Source organism: Candidatus Zixiibacteriota bacterium, assembly GCA_029860345.1.
In the GTDB taxonomy this organism is placed as follows: Bacteria; Zixibacteria; MSB-5A5; order GN15; family FEB-12; genus JAJRTA01.
Genome location: JAOUBJ010000003.1, coordinates 40583 through 57687, shown reverse-complemented (window position 1 = coordinate 57687; position 17105 = coordinate 40583). Strand labels below are relative to the sequence as shown.

Below are 17105 nucleotides of genomic sequence, written 5' to 3'. Positions count from 1 at the left end.
CCCGTGAGTTTTTCGAACGATGGGTGGACTTGGCAGGGGAGACATCGCGATGCACGATAGATCCAACAACCAAATGAACTCCAACCATACCGATTTGACAGCCGGAATGCGGGTCACCTGGGTGGGTGTGGTCGTGAATGTGTTCCTGTCCATAATCAAAGTGTCGGCCGGGATACTCGGACGATCTCAGGCTCTGATCGCCGACGGCATTCACTCGTTGTCCGATCTGCTCAGTGATCTGGTTGTCATGCTGGGTCTGAAGTGGGGTCGCAAAGGTGAGGATGAAGGGCACCCCTTTGGACATGCTCGTATCGAAACGGTGGCCGGCATGCTGACCGGGATTATTCTACTAGCCACCGGGATTGGGCTGGCTTATCGGTCCATCGATGCTATCTACCGACATGAATATTCATCGCCGGGTTACTTCGCTATCGCTGCTGCCCTGGTAAGTGTCCTGCTGAAAGAAGGGCTGTATTGGTACACGGTAAGAGTGGGACGGCGTATCAAGAGTCTTGCCTTGATCGGAAACGCCTGGCATCATCGGGCCGACGCGCTCAGTTCGGTGGCTGTGCTGGTTGGTGTGACCGGCGCCCATTTCAGTCCGGCCTGGGGTATGGCCGATGCCTACGCTGCGCTGGTCGTCACTTTTTTCGTGCTGAAGGTCGGCGCAGAATTGATGTGGACCGCCGCCAAAGAAGTGATCGACACTGCTCCGGATGAAGCCGTGATGAAACAACTGACTCTGACCGCCATGTCTACCGACGGCGTCAGGCAGACGCATGACATCCGCGCCCGTCTGTCAGGCGGGCAGGTTTTTGCCGAGGTTCACATTGTAGTCAATCCCGATCTCACTGTTCGTGCCGGTCACGACATTGCCGCCACGGTCAAGCATCGTTTGTTGACGGAGATACCTCAGATAGCCCGTGTCATCGTGCACGTCGATCCCGAACTGAAAGAGTGATTGGGTGGATGTGTTGGGATACCTGCTGCTGTTAGAAACTCCAAAATGAGCAGAGCAAGGATCGTCTTCTTGACATTTGTGTAGGCTTTGCATAGTATTATGAGTTCATGTTAGGTAGTAGATAGGGTGTCTTATGTCAGATTGGACCAGGCTACTCAAACGAGTCGACGCCATCGTTGCTCACCACCCGCAGGCCGACAGAAATGAGCTATTCTTTCGAGGACAGTCAGACGCTAATTGGAGGCTGGTTCCGTCTTTGGGTCGGCAGTACAGTACTGCTCCAACGGAGAATAGAGTTTACAACAAATTCATGTCTCATGGAGGGCATTTGATCCGCCCGGGTGCCGAGTCCTGGGATATCCTCTTTCTCATGCAACATCACGGCATTCCAACAAGGTTGCTCGATTGGTCAACAAGCTTTTCAGTCGCACTGTACTTCGCAGTGAAGGACATGAAAAGAGGAGGCAAAGCCGCCATTTGGATTCTCAACCCTTACAGTTTGAATGAGAAGTGGTATAATCAGCGGGTAATTGCAAATGTCGACGATGATTTTGAGTATGGATATGTCGACTTCTTCATAAATGCTAAGGAGGTTGAAAGAAAGGAATTTCCTGCTGATGTTTGCGCCGTTTTTGGGAGCCCGTTACATTCTCGAATGCGTTCTCAACGGTCCTATTTCACTCTCCATAGAGAGTATGATATCCCACTTGAGAGTGTCCACCCAGATGTTCTAGATAAAGTGATTATCAACGAGAAATGCGTGCATGAGGCAATAAGATTTCTGACCTACTCGGGAGTAAGCGAATTCTCGCTTTTCCCGGATATTGATGGTCTTGTCCGCCAAATAAAACAAGAAGAGTTCTCCACCAATCGGCTATCCCTCGATACACGACCGCGCCTAGAAGTACGCATAAGAGATTTCAAACCAAACCAGGACATCTCAACGAAGATCATGCAATCGCTTGTCAAAGACGGTATTCCAAAAGCTTACTTCCGAAAAGGGTTGTATGACGAATCGACGGAAAGGAATGAAGCCATTTTGATAGGAAAACGATTCCCCGTAGCATTGGCAAAGAGAATTATACGAACTTCTCTCAAGTATGCTCCCTTCCTCAAGTACATTCGACACTACGATGATCACGACAGCTCCATCTTGATAGGTGGAAAATCTCAACTCGCAATCGGCTTGGGTGCTCGGATAGTAGGAGAGAATGAGTTCGCCGAGCTAGTCAAAGTGAGACTTTCAGCAAGCGAATTCCATAAAAGAATCGATTCTTTTTGTGACTCAAAGTTTGCGCCTCGTGGCTAATTGGGTACTTCCACTTCTCGGAAGATGGAAGGATTAGTATGTACCGTGGTTCGTCGGTTTGCAGCGTTGGCTATCAGAATGCCTATCGCAGACAGAAGGCGATACCGTTGATTGATGCTCATCTCTGATATGACAAATCAAGAAAAACACCTTGTATAGCCAGAAACCCCTGTTATCTTATTAGTGGACGTTGTTCACATTGAGATGACACTTCAACGAAATACCAATCGAGCCTGCCGGTAAAACCGGCTGAGCTTCATACAGTACGTTGTCACCGGTAGTCGGCAGGCCAGCAAACAGCCGGAGGTTACCATGAGAACGTATGTCCTTATGTCCAGGCTTGCTATCCAGGGACCCAGCATGATCGAGGTGGCGTCAAGTATGAAATCGGGACCCAAAACGCGCCGCGCCTGGCGAACCCAAGTTGCACGGCAGTGCCCGGAAGTCCGATTTCTGGCTTCGTATGCGCTTTTGGGAGGCTGGGATTTCATGGATATCTATGAAGCGCCGGATGAAGAGACGGCGGCCAAAGTGTCCATGATCGTAAGCGGAACAGCAGCTTTCCAAGTGGAGAGTTGGTCCGCAATTCCTGAAGAGCGTCTGCAAGCGTTGGCCGACGAGGTGCACACAGATGTCGAGGAAGTCCAGCCACATCCGTAGCGGAAGACCCTACGGTGATCGTGCTGAAGAGGTTGCCCTCGCGGGTGGTGTTGGGCGCCCCCCCCGACACAGGCAAGGCGACAAGTCGCTTCCTTGCGCTTTGCGCGCCGTCACTTACTGTCAGGCTTTGCTCCAATAATGTGCGCGGCGATCACTCAACAGCCGTCAGGCGAGTCGCCTGACAGCACCCACAATTTGGGTGACACAAGGCGCCCGCTGGGCAGTGTTGGAGAATGAGCGCTCAGATTAGTGATTAAGACGATGTCCTACTAATCCGGATTTAGCACCACCTCTACTCCAGCACCAGCTTGATGTCTTTGTGCTGTGGTGTCATCTGGCGGTACTCGACTAAGGCCAGGTCGAAAATCCTGCGGGCCGCGACGAAGATATCCTCGTCGTGATACTTGTCCGACAAGAACACCACCGCCCGGATTCCGACCTGGACGATCAGTTTGGCGCACTCGTTGCATGGAAAGAGCGAAACATACATGGTTGCGCCGTCCAGATCCGGCTTGTTGGCGGCGTTGGTGATGGCGTTCATTTCGGCATGGCAGACGAACGGATACTTGGTGTCGAGAAAGTCGCCTTCCCGTCCCCAGGGAAGTTCGTCGTCGGAACAGCCGGTGGGAAAACCGTTGTAGCCGATGCCGATAATCCGCTTGGTCGCATTTACGATACAGGCGCCCACCTGGGTGCTGGGGTCTTTGGAACGTCTGGCCGAAAGTTGGGCGATGGCCATGAAGTACTCTTCCCAACTTATGTAATCTTCGCGCTTGGTCACCATGGACTCATTATAGATAACGGTTGGTCGGGGGTCAAGATTTGACTCGGTGTCGACACGTGGATTTGCGTTCTTCGGGTTCCCAGTCTAGCGAGCGAAAGTATACACCAATCCCGCTGAGAATACCCAATTGCTGGCCGAGAGCGTGTTGATAGTCCGTCCAGCCAGGGTTCTAAAGCGACCTACTCGAAACTCAGCTTCTGAGCGCATCGCCACAGAGCCGGTAAAGTTCAACCTGAGCCCGCCGGCCAACCTGAGCCCAATTCCGCCGCCGTACATCTCTCTGACCGTATCCAGGGAGTCGGTCTCAAGATCAATAGCGCCTTCCTTCAAGACCAGAAAATGCAGCAATAAGCCGATTTTACCGAAAGGCTGCACCGGACCGCCCGGGAATAAGTACCCTCTGGCATCGGCGCCGACCTCATGGTGGATTGCTTCGCCCGTAATGCCCAACCATTCGGTAGCGTGGGTGGACATCTGATAGGACGCTTCGGCGCCGAATCGCTGATCGCGGAATCCCAGCCCTATTCGAAAGCCATTACCGGCCGCCAGTTTTGGGACAGTGTACAGGTTAATCCCATCGCTGTAGAAACTGAATCCGTCAAAATCGTCCGGGAAATCCTGATAGATGTAGTCTGCGGCAATGTATGTCCTAAATCTCGGTACGCCATCGAATGGTTTGTCCTGGCTCCGGGTCGGCGAGACTGGAGCCAAGATCAAGATTACGCCCATAACGAGCGGCCATGCATTTAGGTGGGTCTTCACCTTTTGGGGTCTCCGGCAAATCGACGATCGGCAGGATATTGATGGTCTATGTTAACCATTATTAGGAACTCCCGCCGATGCGGCGTTGTTTATCCATTGAAAGGTATAATAGGGTTTGTGTGCCGCGAGATCAAGCAATCCCTACTGTGATTTGTGCCGCCGAAATGGCCGGTGTTAAGTCCCTGCCTGCGTTTTGCGAGAACTAAGAAAATCGTGCTTGCAAACCGATCATTAGGAATAGATATTGTATAAAGAAGGAAGACAATAGGTACCTTTTATGACTTTGCGACTGTCCATTTTCACTATTCTGCTGCTGGCCTTGGCCGCTACCCTGAGCGCCGTCGAAGATCCGATCCAGGAGCAGATGGTTTCGATAATTAGTGACATTGACAATTATGTCTCCTGGCCTGCGGCCAAAGCCTCAGACAACGGGAAGCCGTTTTTTGTGGCCATTTTGGGAAAATCAGAACTGGCTACCCGGGTCAAAGAACTCAATCGTACCAAGCTGCCGGACGGTCGCAAGATTCGAGTTCGTATCGTGGCCGGTGATTTGCTACCTTCAAACGCCCATATCGTCATAAACTCGCTGACTGATGAAAAACAAGTGCGAAAGTATCTTAAGAAACTGGCCGGCACCAGTACTCTGACGATCAGCACCGGCGACATCGATGTCGAGACCATTTTGCACATGGATGTTGTCGACAAGGGGGGGAAGCAGGAAGTCCGCACGACACTGAATGCCAAACAGGCCGCCGATGAAGGGCTCAAGATCAAGTCCAAGCTTGAGAAAATGGCGGTTGGTACCGACGACAATTCCTGAACGACGGGGCAGCCACCGGCCCAGGCTGGACTAAGACCAATCAGGTCGATCTGCAAACAGAACATACAGTTCACAAGAAACGGCGGGAAGTTGCCTTCCTGCCGTTTTTCTATCGGTATCAACCCCGGCGCCGCTTGGCGCCTGAATAACTACTGTGCTACTACTCTACCAGTTCGGCCCGCCCCGAAGCCGTTTCGATAGCGATCATGGGTCCGTCGCTACCACGTTTGAAACTCTTGCGGACGTAGTCTTGTCCCCACCGTTCAAACTCTTCCTCATCGTCGAAGTCGAACGGAGCCACGATCCGTCCTCGGCGCATCCTGGCCAGGAACTCGAATGAACCGTTGATGGGGTGACCGTTGTAGTCCAGGGTAGCCGATCCCGACGCAGTCGACAAGACCAGATCGTACTCACTGCTGGCACCCAGAACAACATCGACATCGCCCGAAGCTGTCTCGAACATGGAGTGGCCGGTGACAACGACTTCTTCTGCCTCGACATTTCCGGACGCCACCCCGGCTTCGAACTCCCCTTTTGAATCTTCAATCTCAACGTCACCGGAGGCTGAGGCCAGTTCAAAAGTTCCGTCGCAGTGGTCGATTGAGACATCACCGGAAGCCGAACTGAAGTCGAACTCTCCATTGCAGTCGATGGCAAGGAGGTCGCCCGAGGCCGTCTCGAAATCGAATCGGCCGGAACAGCTCTCGATGACCATATCGCCCGAGGCGGTCTCAGCGCTCAGATGGCCGTTCATACCGGTTGCTTCAAAATCACCGGAGGCTGTGGAAAACCGGACTCGCGTTTCGGCGGGCACGGTAATTGTCCAGACGGAGTTGCCGCTGTTCGACTCATAATGATTTTCGCTCAGCCTAAGGACTTTGCCGCGTTCTTCAAACTCCGGCTCAAAAGAGCCGCTGGGTCGATAATTGTGGACCAAGTGGACGTGGATCTTGTCGACATCACCCTGCTTGACGATTAAGTCGCCACTGACAGTGTTAACGCGGACCGACTCCTTAAGGTCGAACTCCTTCTCGACGACCTCTTTACGGCCTGCAAAAGCGCTCATGCTGAAGACCAGCATAAGTAATCCCAAAATGGCGATGGTCTTTGTCGCTGACGACATGGAAACCTCCTGATCTGTGCGTTGCTCGCTGCTCCGGCGAACGTCAAATGCCGGTTGTTATCTGCAATATATACGGACCTGTGGTGGCGGGGTTGCATTTGACTGTGGTTGGGAGCCGGCGGTTCGTTTCAGCCAAGCGCGGAGCAAAGGCCAAAATACAATACGCCGGGAATGCCCGAGCCGAACTCAAACGGTCGCTGCTCCAAACGGGTTAGTTCACCCACGATCCGGTTGAGATGGATAGACTGCCATTGCTCGTTCTCATGGTCCAGCGGGAAAACCACAAACAGGATGCCGCGTTTCGAGTATCCAACCGAACGCCCGGGGTTGGATATCTTCAGAATATCTTTGATCAGCCCTTCGACGTGGCGGGTGGTCGGGCGCTTTACCGGGGGAGCCTTGGGGTGCGAGAAATTGGTGGTGAGAGTATGCACGTTGATAGCCCAGTCGCCGAAGGCCAGGTCGAACTTGTGGGCTTCCAACTCCGGATGCATGTCGGCTTCGAGCAAAACCTTACAACTCTCCACGACAAGCCAACCGGCAAAATCGGCACGCTCACGCGCAAACGCAGTCAGTCCTTGATGGCTCTGGAGCCTGTGCGTCAGGCCGTCAAAAATCAATCCAGCAAGTTTCTCGAACTCCATGGGACACACCTGTCGAATAACGGTGCGGACTAACACCCTCCCGCAAGGTTGACTCAGCCGGGACGGGCATCATCTTCCGCTCTATAATAGAATAACGTCGACCCTCGTGTCAAGCGGAGAATGGACCCCGTGGTTCGCGAATGTTGACTAAGCCCCCATGGCCCATTGCGACGGGTCTTGCGACTTCGCGCACGGTTAAGTCATGTCCTTCACCTTTCGCGCACTGTTCCGTCATTGCGAGGCAAGCCTTGTGTGCCGCGGCAATCTCATCTTATCATCACCCTGAGTGCCCCACCTCACCCCGAGCGGAGTCGAGGGGTGAACCCGGATTTGTCTGTTAGCAGGTACAGTCAAGCGACTCGCCTGACTGTCCTTGGGTAGTACGGAAAGTGTCGGGCGGGGTCGCCCAACACCACTTGAATGGTATGTCGGGTCAAAACCCAGGTCGAGTACCGGAAGGTCGTCTTCAATTCGCTGACGGCTGGGTGGCACCCTCAAACTCGGTTTGGGGGTGGTTCTTGTCATCCGCCCCAAACAAGGTTTGAGGCGGCCACCCCACGGGACACACGTACCGCAAAAATAAGACTTATCGGGATATATGAGCCGCTCAGAGCAGGCGCGAAAAATCCAGGTCGAGTACCGGAAGGTCGTCTTCAATTCGCTGACGACGACCTTCTGCAAACCTGCGACACCAATCATTTTCTTCGAATGCGTCTTCGGCGTGGAGGATTATGTACAGTTCCATCTCACGCACCTTCAAAAACAACGGGAGCGTCTCGCCCGCGCGGCTATCCAGGTGGTGTTCCTCTCGGTATCCTGTCAGGAAGTTGGTGAGAAAGAACTCAGCAAAGGCATTATCATGCTCCATCTCAGCGCTGCGCATCACGTAAAACAGAGGCATAGCAAGATCATGAGCAAACCAATCGTAATGACAGTCATCAAAATCAAACACGGTCATGCGCCCGTCGGCGATAAAGAAATTGCCGTGATGCAGATCACTGTGGACTAATCCGTAAGTATCTCCATCCGTGGTAAGTTCACTAAGCCGCTTTTGGAGTTCCCGGCAGCGCTCAATTACGGCGGTTTGTTCCGATGGTAGATGGCGGTTAACATACATTGAGACTTCTTCGCGCCAGTCGTGCCGTCGGATAGTTGGATCAGACGGTTCATAACTCATCGTTGCGGCATGCATACGGCCCAGGGTGCGTCCCCACGTGCGTATCATTGGTTCGGTCCAGTCATCCTTACCGGAAAGCCGTCCCTGAGCCTTCTCGAATCCGTAGACGATGAAGTACGAATCCTCCACATCTATCTTCTCCACCGTCTGTCCCCGGCTGGACAAAACCACCGGACTGCACGACACGCCGTTGGCCACCAGGTGATCGACCCATTCCAACTCTCCACGCACGGCATCAACGCTTCGGTGCAGACTGTGCGTTAGCTTGAGAATGGCACTACGGCCGTCGCGTTCAAACTCATACACTATGCTTTCGAAGGCGCCAAGGCGCTTTAGGTTCTCGGGCGTGATGCCGAAGAGCGCGGTGGCTTTGTTGAGGATGTCGTCCTTGTTATCATCAAACAGTTTCTTGCTTACCGGGTCCATTTGTACTACTCACTCTCCGTCAGAGGTTGATCTGGCTTTCTCCACACAATACAGCCCTATACGACTTGACGCGCCGGTTGTTGTCGCCTATACTCATGTTTCTGCAAGGTGCAGGTAGTTAAACCGAGAGGATACTCAAATGCGCGTCTCGATGTTTCTCAGAACAATACTGACTCTTATCGCTCTGACCACCAGTCTTACCAGCTGCGGGCGACGGCTCGAACCGGCGCCGGTGGCGAAAATAGAACCAAAAGTCGACACCATGTTTTCAATCGAAATGGTGGACAATTATGCCTGGTTGCGCGATGATTCGCGCACTGACCCGGAAGTCCTCGACTACCTGAAAGCGGAAAACGAGTACACGGCCAAAGTCATGCAACACACCCAGCAGTTGCAGAGTGATATCTATGACGAGATGTTGGGGCGCATCAAAGAGACCGACCTGTCGGTACCAGTGAAGCATGGCGATTATTATTACTATGATCGCACCGAAGAAGGCAAGCAGTACGATATATACTGTCGCAAAAAAGGGAGCCTTGAGGCCGACGAAGAGATACTGATAGATGTCAACGAGTTGGCCGTAGGCCACGATTTTATGAGCCTGGGGACCTATCTGGTCAGCCCCAATCACCGACTGTTGGCCTACTCAACCGACACGGCAGGCAATGAGCGATACACCCTTCGCGTGAAGAATCTGGAAACCGGTGAGCATTTCCCGGACATGATTCCCAATATTTCCGGATCGGTGGAATGGGCCGCCGACAACAGTACGCTTTTCTACACTGTCCCCGACGACGCCTGGCGGCCGTTCAAACTGTTTCGCCATCAACTCGGTCAGGATAACTCAGAGGACGAGCTGGTTTTCCATGAAACCGATGAAGGTTTCTGGATGAACATCGCCAAGTCCAAAGATGAAAAGTACCTCCTGCTGGAACTGGGCAGCGAAACCAGTTCGGAAGTCTGGTACCTTGACTCGGGCAATCCGACCGGCCAGTTCCAAGTCATCTCGGCCCGCCGGCCCAAGCTGGAATACTCAGCCTGGCATCACGATACCAAGTTCTATATTGTCACCAACGATGAGGCGAAGAACTTCAAGCTGGTAACGGCACCGGAAGAAGATCCCTCCCGCGACAACTGGACCGATCTGATCGAACACAATCCGGCCGTCAAGCTGGACTATCTGTCGATGTTCAAAGACTTCATGGCCATATCAGAGCGTGAGGGTGGTTTCAAACAACTGCGGGTGCTCGACTTCAAGACCCAGGAGACCCACCGTCTGGAATTCGATGAGCCGATATACCGTTGCGGCATAGGTGACAATCCGGAGTTCAACAGTCCAACCCTGCGTTATAACTACCAATCGCTGGTCACGCCAAGTTCTGTTTTCGACTATGACATGGGTTCACGTGAAGCGGAACTCATGAAGCAGAAGGAAGTACTGGGCGGCTATGATCCCGACCAGTATGCGTCGGAACGACAGTATGCGACGGCCCAAGACGGCGCCAAGATACCGGTGTCCATGGTCTATCGTAAAGGCATGAAAAGAGACGGCAGCCACCCCCTTTATCTGTATGGCTATGGCTCCTACGGCTACAGCATGGACCCGCGTTTTTCTTCCAAACGCCTCAGCCTGCTCGATCGCGGCTTCATCTTCGCCATTGCCCACATTCGTGGTGGCGGCGAGATGGGTCGGTCTTGGTACGAGGATGGTAAGCTGATGAACAAGAAGAACACTTTCACCGATTTCATAGCCGTCGGCAACCATCTGGTGAAAGAGAACTACACCAGTCACGAAAAGATGGCCATCACCGGCGGCAGCGCCGGCGGACTGTTGATCGGTGCGGTGGTCAACATGGCGCCGACGTTGTGCAAAGTGGCCGTGGCCGACGTGCCCTTTGTGGATGTTATGAACACAATGCTTGACGCCAGTATCCCGCTAACGGTGATCGAATATGAGGAGTGGGGTGATCCCAATCAGGAAGAGGCCTTCCGCTACATGATGTCATACTCACCCTACGACAATGTTATCGCACAGGGCTATCCCAACATGCTTATCACCGGCGGCCTCTACGACACGCGGGTGCAGTACTTCGAGCCGACCAAATGGGCGGCCAAATTGCGGGCCACCAAAACCGACAACAATAGGTTGCTGTTAAAGATCAACATGGGCGCGGGGCATGGTGGCTCTTCGGGACGGTATGACTATCTGAAAGAAATCGCGCTTGAGTACGCCTTTATTCTGGATGTCCTCGGCGTAGAGTAGCGAGACCGGTACGCTTCTCTGACAGTAACATATTAGGGACAAAGTTGTATTACTAAGCTGTTTCGCAGGGTCCTGATCACGCCGCCGGCGCGGTTGTGACCCTGCGATTCCACGAAAGCCGTTGCGGCCAAACAACCGTCAGCACCACCGGTTCACACGCTTGCCTTCGGCAAACGCAGGAACCAGTGGAACATTCGATTACAGTACAACTCAGTACGCCAATCATCTACGACCATTAGTCGGTGAGGGCTTGTTTGTTGACCTTGCCTGACTGGTAGCGGGGGAGACTGTCCATGAAAACGACATGCTTGGGTACTTTGTTGGCCCCCAGTTGGGCCTGACAATGTTTCTGAATGGTCTGTGTCTCAATCGTCTGCCCTTGACCAAGGACCACTACCGCCTTAAGCGCCTCACCCAGGATATCGTCGGCCACGCCCACCACGGCCGCCTCCGTGATATGGGGATGTGTTAACAGACACTCTTCCACCTCGCGCGTGCTGACACGATTGCCGCCGACCTTGATGATCTCCTTCTGGCGCGACACCAGCCACAGCAAACCATCACTCTCGATCCGTCCGAGGTCGCCGGTAAACAGGCGACCGTTCTTGAGGACCTGACCCTGCTCTTCGGGTTGATTGAAATAACCTAACATGACATTGGGACCCGACACCACAACTTCACCAAGTTCGCCTTGAGGCAACTGTTGTCCCTGTTCATCATGGATGGCCAGGGTTACGCCCGGCACCGGCACACCGACCGAACCGATTTTGGTTTTCAACAACTCGGGCGGCAGATAACTGATGCGAGGTGACGCCTCGGTCTGGCCGTACATGATGAATATCTCACGATTCGGAAAGGCATCAAGCAGATTGCCGATAATGTTCGGCGGCATAGCCCCGCCGGCTTGTGTGAGATACCTTAGATGCGGCACGCCCGAAGAGTTGAAACCGGCATTGTTCAAGAGGATCATGAAATTCGAGGGCACGCCGGAAAAACCGGTGACTTCTTGCTCGATCATCGTCTGCATCACCACTTGCGGATAGGCGAACCGGTTCTCTATGACCATTCGGCCACCGCACAAAAGATGCGTCAGCATGAGTGAGTTGCCATAGATGTAGTATAATGGAAGGATCACGATTATCGAGTCATCGGCTGTCAGGTTCAGGTATTCGACTGTGGCCACCGTGTTGGAGACCAGATTGCGATGGGATAGCATAACACCCTTGGCGGCGCCGGTGCTGCCGGAGGTGTAGAATATCGCGGCTAAATCGTCGGAGCAGTCTTTCAGGTCGTCATGCTTAACGGTCTTGGATGACGCCAGTTGTTTCAGCCTGGTCTGAATTGTATCCGGGACAGACGGAGCATCTGTTCCATCCAAAAGTTCGGCCACGGAGAGAGTCTCCGGCGGTTGGTTCTCAAACTCGACCGGTTTTTCGGAGATTATCAACTCTATCGGTGAGTTCTCGCCGGTCAGTTTCGTAAGCGTGGAAGCAAATCGTTTTGACACGATCAATCCGGCAGCGCCACAATCATTCAGGATTCTGAGTAGCGAGTCAGGTTTAAGGGATGTATCCAGCGGCACGACAACTTGCCCGGCAGCGCTCACGGCAAAGAAGCCGATAACATAGGTGATACTGTTCTCACACAAAAGGCCGACCCTCGACCCTCTCGGCAGCTTCTCCAGAGCCTGGCTGACCCGCACGGTTCGGGCCAACAGGTCGCGATAAGTTACATTCTCTCCACCGTGAAACAGAGCCACTCGTTCGGGAGTCTGGGCGCCGCCGGTCAGTAGTATGTCGAACAAATTGGTCAAATACAGTTCCCGCATCCAAAAAACTGGTTCACTCAGAACATAGTAAGAGTTTCACCACCGTTCTGTAAACCTGTTTTCTTGCTGGTGAGCCTGTCCGACAGAGTTTCGGTGTTGGTTGCCAAGTTCACTATGTGAGTTTTAACAGGGTTTTGCAGGGTTCTGATCTCGACGCAGTTGGGATTTCGGTAGTTGTTGTTTCTGCGGCCCCGGAGGGCTATTTTCGGAACTTGTAACTTGTGAATCGGTTGTGTCTATCGATGATCCGATGGCAGAATTTTTTTGATCGATGGAAGATGCCTGAGAAGGAGGACGAATGTTAGAGGTGAAAATGCACTGGACGGGCGGTCTTAAGTTCGAAGGGGATTCCGTGTTCGGCCATAGAATCGTGACTGATGGCGGCCGTCAGGCAGGTGGCAGTGAAGCCGGATTCAAACCGCCGGAGTTATTGCTCTTCGGTATTGCCGGGTGTACGGGGATTGATGTCGTGCGCCAGTTGGAAAAGCAGCGTCAAAAACTTGGCTCTCTGGAAATTCAGGTCACGGCGCACCAGAACGAAGATTATCCCAGGCCGTACCATACTTTCGAAATCAAGTACTGCTTCAAAGGTGACAACCTCAGTGCAAACATGCTGGCCAGGGCTATCGAACTGAGCGAAAGCAAATACTGCATGGTCAGCCAGACAATGCAGTCCGAGGCAAAAGTCACTTCGAGTTTTGAGATAGCTGAAGAATGAGTGAATCGAATCAGCCGGTTCAGTATCTAATAGCGTAAAGAAGCCCAATGGAGTCCTAACTATGACCGACAGACTTGCCTACCAACTGAAATCCGACAAACCATACGACGAAGTGGTCGCCAATCTTGAGCGACTGTCGCCGGAACATCAATTTCGAGTTCTGGCCGTTCATAACGTTCAGGAAACACTGGCCGAAAAGGGGTTCGAGCGTGGACCGTTGAAGATTATTGAAATATGCAACGCCGGTTTTGCACACCAGGCCACACAGAAAGATATCAATGTGGCGCTCTTCATGCCCTGTCGGTTTACTGTTTATACGGACGACAACCAAACGGTGGTCACACTGGCGCGACCGAGCGTGATTGCTGAGATGCTGCCGGAGGCCGGACTGAACGAATTGGCCGCCACCGTTGAAGAAACACTCAAGACGGTTATGACCGAGGCGGTTTAGACGATTGAGCATGATCCGACCGCTCTTTGTGTCGCCACAGGCGCATGCTGAAAAAGTCTATCTAGGTTGTTGCGGTGGGTCCTGCGTACCACGCGCTAAGCGTGGTTCGTGTGACCCGCCGCGGCTATCCAACATCGGGTCAGGTGTCGGGTCACCACTACGCCTTCGACGCGTTCAGGACCCGACACAACGGATCATGGGTCTTTCAACGCTCCCACAGGCGGAGGTTGTGACCCGACGGTTAGACAAGGAGGTTTCCAGGTGAACCGACGAAGGATTATTCGAACTCTTGTTTTCGCAGCTGCCGGCGGTTTGCTTGGTTTTGGCGCCATGATGCTGTATACTCAGTTTGGTTCGACCTGACCTTTGATGTGCGATCCGTTGATTACCAGCGGATTGGGCGCGGTGACCGGTGCGGTCCTGTCGATATCGGAGGGTGGTGGAGAGAAGTAGTGCCGATTTACGAGTACAAGTGCAACAGTTGCGGTGAAGAATTCGAAGAACTGGTTGGTTCGGACGCTGTGATTGTTCCCTGCCCCAAGTGTCGGTCTACGTCGGCGGAGCGACTCTTTTCTGTTGCGGCCGTATCTGTTTCTTCGTCTCGTCCGTCCGGCTGTGTACCTTCGGAGTGCCCACGCGGCGGCACTTGAGGCGCCACCTGACCCTGCGGTCGCAGGCCTGATAAATCAGCCATAAATGGCCCACTTGTCGCATAACCTTAGGCGGGAATCCATCTTCTGTAGCAAGGTTGGCCGGGTCCGTCATCGAACCCGCTTCTGCCGCCGGTTTTGAAGCCAAACCTGCACCACAAAATCAGCCCCCGACTTACCCCCTCACAAATCGCTGGCGTTTCGGTCGGCACTATTTATATTGCCCGGCATGACTGAGAATGTTCTGTCGAGAGTCGAGCGGGGTGATTTTTTCCTCATCGCCGGACCCTGTGTCATAGAATCAGAATCACTTGTCCTGCAAGTGGCTGACACCATGGCCAAGCTGGCCGCGTCGCATGATCTGCCGTACATTTTCAAAAGCTCGTTTACAAAAGCCAATCGAACCTCGGTAGATTCACCTACCGGCCCGGGCTTGGACGAAGGCTTACGCATTCTGGAGAAGGTGCGCCTGGAAACCGGTCTCCCGGTGTTAACCGATGTACACGAAACACCCGAGGTAGCGGCGGTGGCACAGGTGGCCGATGTTTTGCAGATCCCCGCCTTTCTGTGTCGTCAGACACAGTTGATCAAGGCGGCCGGGGCCAGCGGCAAATGGGTTAATATCAAAAAGGGTCAGTTCCTGGCGCCTGCAGATATGAACCACGCTGCAGCCAAGGTTGGTACATCCAAGGTCATGTTGACCGAACGTGGAACCACTTTCGGGTATCACAATCTGGTGGTCGATTTCCGCAGTCTGCTGATAATGAAAGAGAGTGGCCTGCCGGTCGTGTTCGATGCTACCCACTCGTTGCAACTGCCCAGTGGGGGTGACGGAGTATCAAGCGGACGACCGGAGTTCGTAATTCCTATGGCCAAAGCGGCCACCGCGGTAGGCATCGACGGACTTTTCATCGAGACCCATCCCGACCCGTCCGAGGCGCTTTCAGATGCCGGGGTTATGTTGCCCCTTGAACAGATGTCGTCCCTTCTGAATCAGGTGATGCAAATCAAACGGAGTGCAAAATGAGGATTACATGGCTCATCTGACCCGCGAACAGTTTGTCCAGCGATGGAAGAGTGTCAAACTGCTGGCCCTTGATGTTGACGGTGTGCTGACCGATGACAGTTTGTATTTCGGAACCGATGGATTCGAATTGAAACGCTTCAATATATCCGATGGGTTCTACATGGCCCTTTCGATGCGGGCCGGGCTTGAACTGGCTATTATTTCGGGGCGCTATTCGGCCGCCACCGACACGCGTATGAAAGACCTCGGGGTCAAGCATGTTCTCCAGGGGAAGAAAAACAAGGTGATTCATATTGAGCCGCTGCTTTCTGAGATGGGACTGGATTTTTCGGACATCGCCTTCGTCGGCAACGAGATTCTGGATATCGGATTGGCTAAGAAAGCCGGACTGTCAATCGCCGTGGCCGATTCGGCCAAAGAGTTGATCGAGGTGGTCGATTATGTTACGGTCAAAAACGGCGGCATGGGTGCCGTGCGCGAAGTGATAGAAGGCTATTTCGAAGCCACCAACCAAAACCCGCTGGATTTGCTTCCATGAACGACCTGAGAAAATACGCGCAGGAAGTTATTCGGATCGAAGCAGCGGCTGTGCATGATCTGGCCGAGCGACTCGATGCGAATTTCGAGAAAGCGGTGCAGGCTATCCTTGAGTGCAAGGGTCGGGTAATCGTGGCCGGGATGGGTAAATCCGGTCTGATCGGCAAAAAAATCGCGGCCACTTTCAACTCAACCGGTATATCTTCGTTTTTCTTGCACCCGGCCGAGGCGCTGCACGGAGATTTGGGTCTGATGCGGGCCGATGATATCCTATTGGTCATTTCAAAGTCCGGTCGATTGGGGGAGACGGCGACGCTGCTGGCGGCGGCGCGAAGGTTGGGCGTTTCATTGATCTACCTTGGCGGTACCATGAAATCGGAACTGGCCGAACGCGCCGACATTGTTCTGGATTGCGCCGTGGAACGAGAAGCCTGCCCCAACAACCTTGTCCCGACCTCATCGTCGACAGCCGCCCTGGTCATGGGCGACGCTTTGGCAGTGGCGCTGTTGAAAGCCCGCAAGTTCGGTCCCGATGATTTCGCCGACTTGCATCCGGGTGGGTCCATCGGACGCCGATTGTTGGTGCGAGTCTCGGAACTACACCACACCGGAAGCGCGCTGCCGTTGGTTGCGCCTGAGGCTACCATGCAGGAGATGATCCTTGAGATGACTTCCAAGCGTCTCGGTTGTGTTCTGATGCTGAACGAACAAGGAGGGCCGGGAGGGGTCTTTACCGATGGTGACCTGCGCCGCGTGGCGGAAAAGAGTGACAACTTTTTCAAACTCAAGGCAGCCGACGTGATGTTGACCAACCCCAAGACGATAGCAGAAGATGCCCTGCTGGACCGCGCCCTGGCCTTGATCGAAAAACACTCCATCACCCAGTTGGCAACGGTGGATGCATCCGGTCGACTGGTCGGCGTCATACACCTGCACGACATCCTGAAATCCAAACTGGTTTGACC

At 53.5% G+C, this 17105-nt stretch carries 17 protein-coding genes; 11 read left to right on the top strand and 6 right to left on the bottom strand.

Features of this window, described 5'->3' with window-relative positions; translation table 11 throughout:
- Nucleotides 1–49 precede the first annotated feature (49 nt).
- The 3 genes from OEV49_03940 to OEV49_03930 all read left to right on the top strand — a co-directional run bounded on the left by OEV49_03940 (nucleotide 50) and on the right by OEV49_03930 (nucleotide 2930).
- On the top strand, nucleotides 50–961 hold the full coding sequence (locus OEV49_03940; protein ID MDH3890211.1) for a cation diffusion facilitator family transporter: 912 nt from the start codon (nucleotides 50–52) through the stop codon (nucleotides 959–961).
- 133 nt (nucleotides 962–1094) lie between these two features.
- Nucleotides 1095–2270 carry an FRG domain-containing protein gene (locus OEV49_03935; GenBank protein ID MDH3890210.1) on the top strand — a complete coding sequence of 392 codons (1176 nt, stop codon included), beginning with the start codon at nucleotides 1095–1097 and terminating at the stop codon, nucleotides 2268–2270.
- A gap of 312 nt (nucleotides 2271–2582) precedes the next feature.
- Nucleotides 2583–2930 carry a GYD domain-containing protein gene (locus OEV49_03930; GenBank protein ID MDH3890209.1) on the top strand — a complete coding sequence of 116 codons (348 nt, stop codon included), beginning with the start codon at nucleotides 2583–2585 and terminating at the stop codon, nucleotides 2928–2930.
- Nucleotides 2931–3222: 292 nt separating this feature from the next.
- Here the strand turns inward: OEV49_03930 and OEV49_03925 are convergent, their stop codons facing one another.
- Nucleotides 3223–3714, bottom strand: a complete 492-nt coding sequence (locus tag OEV49_03925; GenBank protein ID MDH3890208.1) for a dCMP deaminase family protein — start codon at nucleotides 3712–3714, stop codon at nucleotides 3223–3225.
- An 84-nt stretch (nucleotides 3715–3798) separates the two neighbouring features.
- Nucleotides 3799–4476, bottom strand: a complete 678-nt coding sequence (locus OEV49_03920) for a hypothetical protein (GenBank protein ID MDH3890207.1) — start codon at nucleotides 4474–4476, stop codon at nucleotides 3799–3801.
- A gap of 277 nt (nucleotides 4477–4753) precedes the next feature.
- Here OEV49_03920 and OEV49_03915 point away from each other — a divergent pair, with 277 nt between their 5' ends.
- On the top strand, nucleotides 4754–5296 hold the full coding sequence (locus OEV49_03915; protein ID MDH3890206.1) for a YfiR family protein: 543 nt from the start codon (nucleotides 4754–4756) through the stop codon (nucleotides 5294–5296).
- Between the two features lie 160 nt (nucleotides 5297–5456).
- Here OEV49_03915 and OEV49_03910 read toward each other — a convergent pair whose 3' ends face one another.
- The 3 genes from OEV49_03910 to OEV49_03900 all read right to left on the bottom strand — a co-directional run bounded on the left by OEV49_03910 (nucleotide 5457) and on the right by OEV49_03900 (nucleotide 8666).
- A complete protein-coding gene (locus tag OEV49_03910; protein ID MDH3890205.1) occupies nucleotides 5457–6419 on the bottom strand; it encodes a DUF4097 domain-containing protein in 963 nt (320 codons plus the stop codon).
- A 128-nt stretch (nucleotides 6420–6547) separates the two neighbouring features.
- Nucleotides 6548–7063, bottom strand: coding sequence for a hypothetical protein (locus OEV49_03905; protein MDH3890204.1), 516 nt, complete (start codon nucleotides 7061–7063; stop codon nucleotides 6548–6550).
- 607 nt (nucleotides 7064–7670) lie between these two features.
- Entirely contained in the window at nucleotides 7671–8666 is a 996-nt protein-coding gene (locus OEV49_03900; protein MDH3890203.1) for a phosphotransferase, read from the bottom strand.
- A gap of 139 nt (nucleotides 8667–8805) precedes the next feature.
- On the opposite strand from OEV49_03900, the gene OEV49_03895 reads away from it, so the two are divergent.
- Complete coding sequence (locus tag OEV49_03895) at nucleotides 8806–10929, top strand: S9 family peptidase (protein ID MDH3890202.1); 2124 nt, start codon at nucleotides 8806–8808, stop codon at nucleotides 10927–10929.
- Between the two features lie 235 nt (nucleotides 10930–11164).
- On the opposite strand, the gene OEV49_03890 is transcribed toward OEV49_03895, so the two are convergent.
- Nucleotides 11165–12757 carry an acyl--CoA ligase gene (locus OEV49_03890; GenBank protein MDH3890201.1) on the bottom strand — a complete coding sequence of 531 codons (1593 nt, stop codon included), beginning with the start codon at nucleotides 12755–12757 and terminating at the stop codon, nucleotides 11165–11167.
- Nucleotides 12758–13055: 298 nt separating this feature from the next.
- Here OEV49_03890 and OEV49_03885 point away from each other — a divergent pair, with 298 nt between their 5' ends.
- From OEV49_03885 to OEV49_03860, 6 genes are all read left to right on the top strand, one after another.
- Nucleotides 13056–13475: an OsmC family protein gene (locus OEV49_03885; GenBank protein MDH3890200.1), complete on the top strand. Its 420-nt coding sequence runs from the start codon at nucleotides 13056–13058 to the stop codon at nucleotides 13473–13475.
- A 61-nt stretch (nucleotides 13476–13536) separates the two neighbouring features.
- On the top strand, nucleotides 13537–13926 hold the full coding sequence (locus tag OEV49_03880) for a DUF302 domain-containing protein (protein ID MDH3890199.1): 390 nt from the start codon (nucleotides 13537–13539) through the stop codon (nucleotides 13924–13926).
- A gap of 452 nt (nucleotides 13927–14378) precedes the next feature.
- The gene (locus OEV49_03875) at nucleotides 14379–14576 is read left to right on the top strand and encodes a zinc ribbon domain-containing protein (protein MDH3890198.1); all 198 of its coding nucleotides are present in this window, start codon (nucleotides 14379–14381) and stop codon (nucleotides 14574–14576) included.
- Between the two features lie 229 nt (nucleotides 14577–14805).
- On the top strand, nucleotides 14806–15603 hold the full coding sequence (gene kdsA / locus OEV49_03870; protein ID MDH3890197.1) for a 3-deoxy-8-phosphooctulonate synthase: 798 nt from the start codon (nucleotides 14806–14808) through the stop codon (nucleotides 15601–15603).
- 7 nt (nucleotides 15604–15610) lie between these two features.
- On the top strand, nucleotides 15611–16141 hold the full coding sequence (locus tag OEV49_03865) for an HAD hydrolase family protein (protein ID MDH3890196.1): 531 nt from the start codon (nucleotides 15611–15613) through the stop codon (nucleotides 16139–16141).
- Nucleotides 16138–17103, top strand: coding sequence for a KpsF/GutQ family sugar-phosphate isomerase (locus OEV49_03860; protein MDH3890195.1), 966 nt, complete (start codon nucleotides 16138–16140; stop codon nucleotides 17101–17103). The genes OEV49_03865 and OEV49_03860 overlap by 4 nt, the downstream gene beginning before the upstream one ends.
- Nucleotides 17104–17105: the final 2 nt, after the last annotated feature.